At 63.7% G+C, this 10,987-nt stretch carries 6 protein-coding genes; 2 read left to right on the top strand and 4 right to left on the bottom strand.

Annotated features, from left to right (window positions below):
- Positions 1-2: 2 nt before the first annotated feature.
- Positions 3-2,150 carry a 1,4-alpha-glucan branching protein GlgB gene (gene glgB / locus RX331_RS31905; protein ID WP_317253558.1) on the bottom strand — a complete coding sequence of 716 codons (2,148 nt, stop codon included), beginning with the start codon at positions 2,148-2,150 and terminating at the stop codon, positions 3-5.
- The gene (gene treS / locus RX331_RS31900; protein WP_317258283.1) at positions 2,147-5,443 is read right to left on the bottom strand and encodes a maltose alpha-D-glucosyltransferase; all 3,297 of its coding nucleotides are present in this window, start codon (positions 5,441-5,443) and stop codon (positions 2,147-2,149) included. The genes glgB and treS overlap by 4 nt, the downstream gene beginning before the upstream one ends.
- 293 nt (positions 5,444-5,736) lie before the next feature.
- On the opposite strand from treS, the gene malQ reads away from it, so the two are divergent.
- On the top strand, positions 5,737-7,686 hold the full coding sequence (gene malQ / locus RX331_RS31895) for a 4-alpha-glucanotransferase (RefSeq protein ID WP_317253557.1): 1,950 nt from the start codon (positions 5,737-5,739) through the stop codon (positions 7,684-7,686).
- 18 nt (positions 7,687-7,704) lie between these two features.
- Positions 7,705-9,504, top strand: coding sequence for a glycoside hydrolase family 15 protein (locus tag RX331_RS31890; RefSeq protein WP_317253556.1), 1,800 nt, complete (start codon positions 7,705-7,707; stop codon positions 9,502-9,504).
- Between the two features lie 194 nt (positions 9,505-9,698).
- Here RX331_RS31890 and RX331_RS31885 read toward each other — a convergent pair whose 3' ends face one another.
- Both RX331_RS31885 and RX331_RS31880 read right to left on the bottom strand, forming a co-directional pair.
- A complete protein-coding gene (locus tag RX331_RS31885; protein WP_317253555.1) occupies positions 9,699-10,502 on the bottom strand; it encodes an HAD family hydrolase in 804 nt (267 codons plus the stop codon).
- On the bottom strand, positions 10,499-10,987 hold the full coding sequence (locus RX331_RS31880; protein WP_410708334.1) for a gluconokinase: 489 nt from the start codon (positions 10,985-10,987) through the stop codon (positions 10,499-10,501). Before RX331_RS31880 ends, RX331_RS31885 begins: the two co-directional genes overlap by 4 nt.

The raw sequence follows: 10,987 nt of genomic DNA, 5'->3' as shown, positions 1-10,987 counted from the left end.
CGTCAGCTTTCCGGTACGAGAAAGATCGCAGCCAGCGGCGGAATGGTCAGGCTGAGCTCGGGGATGCTGCCTTCCAGGGTATGGACGGTGCCGATATTGCCGACATTGCTGCCGCCGTAATGGCCGGAGTCGGAATTTAGCACTTCCTTCCAGTTGCCGGCGAACGGCACCCGGACGCGGTAATCGCGATAGACATTCGGCGAAAAGTTCACGACCACGAGGCAGCGGGCATGCGGGTCGAGACCCTTGCGCAGCCAGGCAAAGATGTTGTTGCCGGAATCGTGGGTGATGACCCATTCAAAGCCGGCCTGGTTGCAGTCCATCTGGTGCAGCGCCGGCACGCGGCGATAGAGGTGGTTGAGGTCGCGGATCAGGTTCTGGATGCCGGTGTGCCGGTGCTGCTCCAAGAGATGCCAGTCCAGCGACTGATCGTGATTCCATTCGCGTTCCTGGCCGAACTCGCAGCCCATGAACAGGAGCTTCTTGCCGGGATGGCCGAACATGAAGCTGTAATAGGCGCGCAAATTGGCAAAGCGCTGCCACTCGTCGCCCGGCATGCGGCCGAGGATCGACCGCTTGCCGTGCACGACCTCGTCATGCGACAGCGGCAAGATGAAGTTTTCCGAAAACGCGTAATGCAGGCCGAACAGCACGTCGCCGTGATGGTGCTTGCGGTAGACCGGATCCTTGCCGACATATTTCAGCGTGTCATGCATCCAGCCCATGTTCCATTTGAAGCCGAAGCCGAGCCCGCCATATTCGACCGGCTGCGAGACCTGCGGCCATGCGGTGGACTCCTCCGCCGCCGTGGTGGCGTCCGGGAAATGCCCAAATACTTCGATATTGAAGCGGCGCAGGAATTCGATGGCTTCGAGATTTTCCCGCCCGCCATGCCGGTTCGGAATCCATTCGCCGGCGGGCCGGCTGTAATCGAGATAGAGCATCGAGGCGACCGCATCGACGCGCAGGCCGTCGACGCCGTAACGATCGAGCCAGAACAGCGCGTTGGAGACCAGGAAATTCACGACTTCAGTGCGGCCGTAATTGTAGATCAGCGTGCCCCAGTCGAGGTGGCGGCCCTGCATCGGATTGGCGTGCTCGTAAAGCGCCGTGCCGTCGAAATAGCCGAGCCCGTGCGGATCGTCGGGGAAATGTCCGGGCACCCAGTCGAGCCAGACGCCAAGCCCCTCGCGGTGGCAGGCATCGACCAGCGCCGAAAAATCTTCCGGCGTGCCGAACCGGCTGGTCGGCGCATAGAGGCCAGTCGGTTGATAGCCCCATGAGCCGTCGAACGGATGCTCGCTGACAGGGAGAAACTCGATATGGGTGAACCCCATATCCTTTGCGTAGGCCGGAAGCTGCTCGGCGAGGTCGCGATAGCTCAGCCATTCATTGCCGTGCTTGCGCCGCCAGGAGCCGAGATGGACCTCGTAGATCGAAATCGGCGCCTCCAGCGTGTTGATGCCTGACGGCGCCGGCCGCGGTTTCGGAATTCTGGTCTCGTCAACGACGACCGAGGCCGTCGAGGGGCGGAGCTCCGCTGCAAACGCCACGGGATCGGATTTCAGCGGCAGATGCCGACCATCGGGTCCGGTGATGTCGAACTTGTAGCGGTCGCCGGCGCGGGCGTGCGGCACGAACAATTCCCAATAGCCGACGCCGCGCACGCGCATCGGATGCCGCCGCGCATTCCAGAAATTGAAATCGCCGACCACGTTGACTGCCTTGGCGTTCGGCGCCAGCACCACGAAGGCGACGCCTTCGACGCCGTCGAGCGTCATCGGGTGGGCGCCGAGCTTGTCGTAGATCCGCCGGTGGGTGCCTTCGCCCAAGAGGTAAAGATCGAAATCACTGAGCACGGGCGGGAAGCGGTAGGGATCGTCGAGTTCGACGACGTTCTCGCCGAACCGGGCGCGAAGCTGATAGCGCTTGGAGCCGTTCGGAAGCGCGCCGGCAAACAGCCCGGCGTCGTGAAGCCGTTCAAGTTGTGCCGTCTCGCCGTGCTCGCCGACCGCCTCCACATTGGAGGCCTCGGGAATGAACGCGCGCACCACGCTGTGGCCGCCCTCGCTGTGCAGGCCGAGGTAACGGAACGGATCGGAATGCTTGCCTTCGATGATGGCGTAGGCCTCGGCAGGCAACTTTGTCATGAGGCCTCGGGAAATGGTTGTGATAACATTCGCAGGATACCGATCAGGGGCATGCGCAGCCATTCTGGTCGGAATAACAGTTCGTGCTCGATTTCGTTCAATACCTTCTCGAGCAGGAAGAAGGTCAGCAGCCCGTCCGCCGCCCTGGGGTCGGCCGGCCACAGCCGCTGGTCGGTCAGCGCCTCGTGGTAGGCGGCGAGCAGCGTGGCCGTCGCCCGGTCGCGCCATTCGGCAAGCGCAGCGCCGAGCTTGCCATGCTCATCGTGAGCCACTTTGAGCGCGCGCTCAAGAGCGGCGGTGGCCGAATAATCGATCGAGCGGATCAGGCTGGCGACGTCGCGTGCCGCAGGCGTCTTGCGCCGGCGTTCGGCGATGCTGCGCCGCGGCGCGCCCTCGAAGTCGGTGATGAAGATATCGTCCTTGACGATCAATAGCTGACAGAGATCGAGGTCGCCATGACCGCGAATGTTGGCCACGCGCGCCTCGCGCGACAGCAGCGTTTCCAATAGATCGGGCAAAGCGGGCTGCAACGCCACCACCTGGTCGGCCAGCGGACGGTCGGCTTCCCTCAGCGTCTCGCGCCGTTGCCGGAGCGCGTCGAAAACGCGGCCGGCGCACAGCATCAGGTCGTCGATCCAGCGCTGCACGTCGTCGCTGCCGGTCGGCTCCGGCGCGAATTCGGGGAGCTCGCTGTTGCTGGCGAGCGCTGCGTGCAATTCCGCGACGCGCCGCCCAGCCTGCGCCATGTGGCGCAGATAGGGGATTTCTTCCTCGCGCTCACCGGGATGGATGCTCTCCGCCAGCAGGCGCTGCTCCTCGACGAAGCGATCGAGATAGGCCGCGCTCACGGTCCAGAGGTCGCCCTGGTTGGCGACGAAGGCGTGAACGACGCCGATCGCGCTCTTCTCGTTGCCCTCGACCAGCTCGACACTGCCGAGCAGCGCCGGCACGTTGGCAAAGTTGACGACATCGGTGAGGAAGCGTCCCATCTCGATCTCGGGATTGGGGCCGGCCTGTAGCGTCCGGTAGATCTTGACGACGTAGTCGTTGTCGACCAGCGCGGTGCTGCGCGGCTGGTCGGAATCGACGACGCGAATGTGCTCGGGTTGCCGGATCGGCTTGTCGCCAAAGCGGCTGGTCGGACGGAATTCGAGCTGCAGGCCCTGCTCGCTCTCGTCGACGGTCAATGATTGCTGCAGGTTGCGCAGGAGCAGCGATATGAAAATCTGGTCGGTGGCGACGTCGAGCAGCGTGCCTTCACGCGCACCTTGTCTGACCGCGGCGAGCGCCTGCGGGTTGTAGCGTTCGCGGTCGAAGCGCACCCATTCGATCTGCATCGGCAGCACGTAGCGCGTCGCCACGCCGCGCTCGGTGGTTTCGAAGAAGGCAAGCCAGGGCCGGTTGTCGCCGATGTCGCAGAACGGAATGGCCGAGGTCAGCGCTGGCCGGATCGCCTTGGCTGAGCGTTCCGGATACCAGCGGCTGCGCGCCAGATGGCCGGGAAGCACGTCGCGCTCGAACACGCTGCGCTCGCGCGCCAGCGAGACCCAGGTCGAGTTCAGCGGCACCACCAGCGTCTCGAATTCGGGCACCGCGCGCGGCGGCGCCGGCGTCGATTTATCGCGCTCCTGCAGCTCGAACCAGTAGAAGCCGTACGGCGCGAGCGTGATCATGTAGGGCAGCTCGCCGATCGCCGGAAAGCGGGTGCGCCCAAGCATCTCCAGGGGAATGCGGTCCTTGAAGGCAGAAAGGTCGAGCTCGGTCGCCTGCGCCGATCGCGACAGATTGGCGACGCACAGGATGATTTCGCCCTGATACTGCCGCACATAGCACAGCACCGAGCGGTTTTCCGGGCGGATGAAGGTCATGGTGCCGCGGCCGAAAGCGATGGTGGATTTGCGCACCGCGATCAGCTTCTTGGTGGCGGACAGCAGCGAAGACAGGCTGCGCGACTGCGCCTCGACATTGACCGCTTCATAGCCATAGACCGGGTCCATGATGGTCGGTGCGTAAAGCCGGGCGGGGTCGGCGCGGGAGAAGCCGCCATTGCGGTCCGGCGTCCACTGCATCGGCGTGCGTACGCCGTTGCGGTCGCCGAGATAGATGTTGTCGCCCATGCCGATCTCGTCGCCGTAATAGATGATCGGCGTGCCCGGGAAGGAGAACAGCAGCGAGTTCATCAATTCGATCTTGCGCCGGTCATTGTCCATCAACGGCGCCAGGCGGCGGCGGATGCCGACATTGATGCGCGCGCGGGGGTCGTTGGCGTAGGTCGACCACAGATAGTCTCGCTCGACGTCGGTGACCATTTCCAGCGTCAGCTCGTCGTGATTGCGCAAAAACAGTGCCCACTGGCAGTTGGCCGGGATGTCGGGCGTCTGGCGCAGGATGTCGGTGATCGGGAAGCGGTCTTCCTGCGCGATCGCCATGTAGATGCGCGGCATCAGCGGGAAATGATAGGCCATGTGGCATTCATCGCCGCGGCCGAAATATTCCTGCACGTCCTCGGGCCATTGATTGGCCTCGGCCAGCAACACCTTGCCCTTGGCGTAGGCATCGAGCTCGCCGCGCAACCGTTTGATGATGGCATGCGTCTCCGGCAGGTTCTCGTTGTTGGTGCCGTCGCGCTCGCAGAGATAGGGAATGGCGTCGAGGCGGAAACCGTCCACGCCGGTATCTAGCCAGCGCTTCATCACCTGCACCAGCGCACTCACCACCCGCGGGTTGTCGAAATTGAGGTCCGGCTGGTGCGAGAAAAAGCGGTGCCAGTAGAACTGGCCGGCTTCCGGGTCCCAGGTCCAGTTCGATTTCTCGGTGTCGGTGAAGATGATCCGCGTGCCCAGATATTTCTGGTCGGTGTCGCTCCAGACGTACCAGTTGCGGGCGCTCGAATTCGGGTCCGAACGGCGGGCGCGCTTGAACCAGTCGTGCTGGTCCGAGGTGTGGTTGATGACGAGTTCGGTGATGACGCGCAGGTTTCGCTTCTTGGCTTCCTGGATGAAGCGCTTGAAATCCTTCATCGTCCCGAAATCGGGATTGATGTCGCCATAATCAGCGATGTCGTAGCCGTCGTCGCGGCCGGGGGAGGGGTAGAAGGGCAGCAGCCACAGCGTGGTGACCCCGAGATCCTGCAAATATCCCAGTTTCTCGGTCAGCCCGGCGAAGTCCCCGATGCCGTCATTGTTGCTGTCGGCAAACGCCTTGACGTGGAGCTGGTAGATGATCGCATCCTTGTACCAAAGCTCGTCGGTCGCCTCAGTGGTGGTCGGCACCTCCTTTGCATCGGACAGCAGGCCGCCGCCTTTATCCAGCGGATAGGCAGCGTCGATGGGGAGGGAGACGCCGGCGTTGGAGCTGTCGGCGGTTTGCGCTTTTTTGTTCACGGTGATGCCATTGCCATGGAAATGACGTCCCCGTTTCGTTTGCAGAAACGGAGACGTTCCGGACGGAAGATAGAATCCGCCAGCCGCACTTTGGTTCCCGGGAACCGTTGGTGGGTCTCGGCGTTATTCACCCTCTATCCCCTTCCGGTATTTGGACAATTTCGCGACATCCGTTTGATGTTTGCGTGCAAAGTACGTGCCGAATGGACCTTTTTGCAGAAGCTAAAGCCCGCGGGATTCAGACCGAATTCCTGGATGGTCAGGGTCACCGCCGTGTGACGGACGCTGCCGCGCTCAAAATTATCCTGGATGCGCTGCCGCCGGACGCGCCGGGACCGCTGATCGGCCATCCCGTCGTGGTCCGCTCCGGACGGCCGTCGCGAACCGAACTGCCGGCCGCGGCCGCGCTGCCGGTCGCATGGAAAATCGTTGCGGATGTGCGGGTTATCGCCGAGGGCAAGAGTTCGGATCATGCCATCGACTGGCCTACTGAACTGCCGCTCGGCATCTACCGGCTGCAGGTGAGCAATGCCGCGGCGGCGGAGGACGTGCCGCTGATTTCAGCACCGGAACGGGCGTTTGGCGGTGAATTTGACCGCTGCTGGCTGCTCGCGGCCCAGCTTTACAGTGTCCGCTCGGCGCGGAACTGGGGCATGGGCGACTTCACCGACCTTGCCGACCTGGTTCAGCTGGCCGATCAGCTCGGCGCCGACGGTGTTGGCCTCAATCCGCTGCATGCCTTGTTCGACGATCGCCCCGGCGATTGCAGCCCCTATGCGCCGAACAGCCGGCTATTTCTCAACCCGCTTTATATCGACGTTGAAAAGCTTCCCGAATTTCAGCTTGATTCCGAAACAAGCGAAGCGTTGGCGGCGTTGCGGGCGGCCGACTTTGTCGATTATGTCGGCGTCGCCGGCTTGAAGTGGCGGGCGCTCCGCTCGGCCTTTGCCGCATTCAAGGCGGGCGCAAAACCGCAGCGTCAGCAGGATTTCGACAGATTCCGCGCCGAACGCGGGGCGCTGCTGTCGCATTTTGCCTGCTTCGAGGTGCTTCGGCACAGATTTGGCAAGCCGTGGTGGGAGTGGCCGGACGAGTGGCGGCAACCGGATGACGCCAGATGCGCGGCCTTGCGCGCGGGCGAGGACGCCGCCGAGATCGAGTTCGTCGAATTCGTGCAATGGACCGCCGACCGGCAGCTCGGTGCTGCCGCCGATCTCGCAAAGAAGCTTGGCCTCAAGGTCGGGCTCTATCTCGATGTTGCCGTCGGCGTGCAGTCCGACGGGTTCGACGCCTGGAACGAGCAGGTCGCAATATCCCGCCATCTCGGCGTCGGCGCGCCGCCCGATCCGCTCAATACCGCCGGCCAGAGCTGGGGCCTTGCGGGCTTCAATGCGGTGGGACTGGAGCTTGTATCCTTTGCGCCATACCGCGACATGCTGCGCGCCTCGATGCGGCATGCCGGTGCGATCCGCCTCGACCACGTGCTCGGGCTGAAGCGGCTCTATCTGGTGCCGCAGGGTTTCACCGCACGCGACGGCGTCTATGTGCAGATGCCGTTCGAGGCACTGCTCGCGGTCACGGCGCAGGAAAGTGTCGCCAATCGCTGCGTCGTGATCGGCGAGGACCTCGGCACTGTGCCGGTAGGGTTTCGCGACCAGATCGCCGACTGGGGCATCTGGTCATATCTCGTGATGATGTTCGAGCGCGACGACCACGGATCGTTCCGTAACATCGATCATTATTTGACCAACGCGCTCGTCACGCTCAACACCCACGATCTTTCGACCTATGCCGGCTGGCGCTCGTTCGGCGATCTCACGACCAAGCGCGGCCTCGGTATCGATCCCGGAGAGACGGATGATGCGCGCTGGCATGCGCTTGCGATGCTGGACGATGTGCTGCGTCATCACGCCATCGATCGCAATGATCTCTATTCGGTGACGAATTTCCTGGCGCGGACCAAATCTCGGCTGCTCGCGGTCTCGCTGGAGGATCTGCTCGGCGTGGTCGAGCAGCCCAATATCCCCGGCACGGTCCATGAGCATCCGAACTGGCGGCGGCGGCTGCCGGTGCCACTTGAGAAGATAACGTCCGTGGTTGACGTCGCCGCGCTCAAGGGGGCAACACACGAGCGGTCGAGCGCCGCGATCTGACCGAGGCGGTGAAGCACCGTGCCGTGTCGTATTGAAGATTATGGGCTGATCGGTGACTGCGAGACCGCGGCGCTGGTCGGCCGCGACGGATCGATCGACTGGCTGTGCTGGCCGGCCTTCGATTCCGACGCCTGCTTCGCTGCGCTGCTCGGCACCGAAAAGCACGGCCGCTGGTTGATCGCGCCGGCGGCGGAAGTTACCGGCACCTCGCGCCGTTATTGGGACAACACGCTGATCCTGCAGACCAAGTTCGAGACGGCCGATGGCGCCGTCGACCTGATCGATTTCATGCCGCCGCGCGGCAACGCCTCCGACGTCGTGCGGCTGGTGCGCGGTGTCAGGGGCCGGATCAAGATGCACATGCAACTCGTGATCCGCTTCGGCTTCGGCGTCGATATTCCCTGGGTCAAGAAGAGCGAGGACGGTTCTGCGCTGCTTGCGATCTGCGGGCAGGACATGACGGTGCTGCGGACGCCGGTCGAAACCCGTGGCGAGGATCTGACGACGGTCGCGGATTTCGAGGTCGGCGAGGGCGATACCGTTCCCTTCGTGCTCACCTACGGTCCCTCGCATCTGCCTGTGCCGAAACCGATCGACCCCTCCTACGCGCTGAAGGATACCGAGGCGTTCTGGACCGAATGGTGCAGCCGTTGCACCTATCAGGGCGAAAATCGCGACCTCGTAATGCGCTCCCTGATCACGCTGAAGGCGCAGACCTATGCGCCGACCGGCGGTATCGTCGCCGCGCCGACGACCTCGCTGCCGGAAAAACTCGGGGGTGCCAGGAACTGGGACTATCGCTTCTGCTGGCTGCGCGACGCGACGTTTACGCTGCTGGCGCTGATGAACTCCGGCTATACCGAGGAGGCTTCTGCCTGGCACCGCTGGCTGTTGCGGGCCGCGGCCGGTTCTCCGGCCAACATGCAGATCATGTATGGCATCATGGGGCAGCGCCGTCTGCTGGAGTGGGAAGCCGCCTGGCTGCCCGGCTATGAGGGCGCACAGCCGGTGCGCGTCGGCAATGCCGCGCATGCGCAACTGCAGCTCGACGTTTATGGCGAACTGATCGACGCCTTTCACCAGTGGCGCGTGGCCAAGCTCGAGATGGACGCCACCAGCTGGGCGATGGAATGTGTCGTGCTGGAGCACCTTGCCGAACGCTGGGACCAGTTCGATCACGGTATCTGGGAGCGCCGCGGCGCAGGCAAGCATTATGTCTCGTCGAAGGTGATGAGCTGGGTGGCGTTCGATCGCGGCATCAAGAGCGCCGAAACGTTCGGCCTCAAGGCGCCGCTCGAAAAGTGGCGCGTGTTGCGCGATGCCATTCATGCCGACGTCTGCGCCAAAGGGTTCGATCCCGAAATGAACGCGTTCGTCGAGTCCTACGGTTCGAAAATGCTCGACGCCAGCATCCTGTTATTGCCAGCGGTGGGATTTCTGCCGCCTGAGGACCCGCGTGTGCGCGGCACGCTGGCCGCGGTTGAACGGCATCTGATGCGCGATGGTTTTGTGCTGCGGCATGATCCGCGCGAAGTCGAGAAGCAGCCGGCGGAAGGCGCGTTTCTCGCCTGCACCCTCTGGCTGGCCGATGCCTATGTGCTGGCCGGGGAGTTCGGCAAGGCGCAGGAACTGTTCGACCGTGTCGTCGCGATCGCCAACGATCTCGGCCTGCTGGCCGAGGAGTACGATGCGCAAGCCGGCCGCCAGACCGGCAATTTCCCGCAGGCGCTGACGCATATCGCGCTGATCAACACCGCGCATAATCTCTGCGCCGCCAAGACACCGACCGAGAAACCGGCGGTGCAGCGGTCGAAATAGCGTCTCCTGCAAAGTCGCGCGAGCCGTCGCCCTTCTTCGCCGCGGCGGGCCCGGGCTGGGGTGAGCCTGCCTTCATGAGAGGTAACGGCGGCCGGGCACCGGCTCGCGCTTGTAGACAGAAACGGATTTGCCGCGCGAAGACTTTGAGAATTCCTCGATTTATCCTTCAGGCCGGCTTGATAGTTCCACGCAGCCTATCCGAGCTGCAGCATCGTCTCGACCGCACGCGCGAACCCGTCGCGCTCGTTGCTGTCGGTTACATGCGTCGCATGCCGCTTGATGTCGTCGGCCGCGTTGCCCATGGCGAACGAAAATCCGCTGCGGGCGAACATCGGCAGATCATTCTCCATGTCGCCAATGGTCGCGACCTCCGCGGCCGAAATGCCGAGCCGCTTGATCATCGCATCCACGAAGGTGCCCTTGTCGTGGCCGGGCGGCGTGACGTCGAGGTAGTAAGTCTGCGAGCGGACCGCGGTCGCATCCGTACCGACCGCTTCCCGCATCGCGGCCTCGCAGCGCTGCAGCAGTGCCGGATCCGAGCTTGCGCCGACGATCTTGCAGGCCTCCGGCAGATGCGGGGCGAAATCATCGACGATGGTCGGGTCGGCCTTGATCGCGCGTTTCTCGTGCGGGACGTATTCGCCGTCGGGATTGCGCGTGTACCAGCGCTCGTTGCTGAACAGCCAGATATCGACGCCGAAGGCACGGAGCACGTCGAGGCTGCGCTGCGCCGCCGCGGGCTCGATCAGGTGCTGCTCGATCGGCCTGAGCTCTGCATCGACGATCGAGCTGCCGTTGAAGGCGCCGATGGGAAGCGTGATCGAAAGCGGCTCGATCAGAAATCCCATGCCGATAGTCGGCCGGCTGGAGACGACGGTGAAGCCGATGCCGGCGGCATGTAGCCTGCCGACGGCCTCCTTCGCCCCATCGGTCAGGACTTTATCATGCGTCAACAGCGTGCCGTCGACGTCGGAAACCACAAGCTTGATGCGGGTCATTGAGGAACCAGATTCAGTTGATTGACGATATCGTCGACGATCGCCCCGACTGGCGCGTCGATCGATACGATGATCGGCCGCTCATCCGCGCCGGGCCGTTCCAGGGTCGCGAACTGACTCGCGAGCAGGCCCGGCGGCATGAAATGGCCCTTGCGGGCGACCAGCCGGGCGGCGATCAGATCCTGGGCCCCGTCGAGAAAGATGATCCTGACATCGTCGCGGCCATGCACGAGAATGTTGCGATAGGCGTGCTTGAGCGCCGAGCAGGCGATCACGGCGCGTTCGCCGGATGCGGCGACGCGGTCGATCTCGTCGGCGATCGCCTGCAGCCACGGCCAGCGGTCCTCGTCGGTCAGCGGATGGCCGGCGCTCATTTTGGCGACGTTGCTTGCCGGATGAAACCGGTCGGCATCCTCGTAGGCCCAGCCGAGCCGCCGGGCGAGGTGATCGGCGATGGTGCTCTTCCCCGAGCCGGAAACGCCCAT

This window comes from Bradyrhizobium sp. BWA-3-5 (genome assembly GCF_032917985.1).
GTDB lineage: Bacteria > Pseudomonadota > Alphaproteobacteria > Rhizobiales > Xanthobacteraceae > Bradyrhizobium.
Note: the sequence above shows the minus strand (reverse complement) of the source record. Positions and strands in the feature narration are given on the sequence as shown.

What these genes read in the sequence shown, in the direction of transcription:
- glgB (WP_317253558.1), bottom strand. Translation starts at nt 2,150, where the DNA reads ATGACAAAGTTGCCTGCCGAGGCCTACGCCATCATCGAAGGCAAGCAT.
- malQ (WP_317253557.1), top strand. Translation starts at nt 5,737, where the DNA reads ATGGACCTTTTTGCAGAAGCTAAAGCCCGCGGGATTCAGACCGAATTC.
- RX331_RS31885 (WP_317253555.1), bottom strand. Translation starts at nt 10,502, where the DNA reads ATGACCCGCATCAAGCTTGTGGTTTCCGACGTCGACGGCACGCTGTTG.
- RX331_RS31880 (WP_410708334.1), bottom strand. Translation starts at nt 10,987, where the DNA reads ATGGGCGTTTCCGGCTCGGGGAAGAGCACCATCGCCGATCACCTCGCC.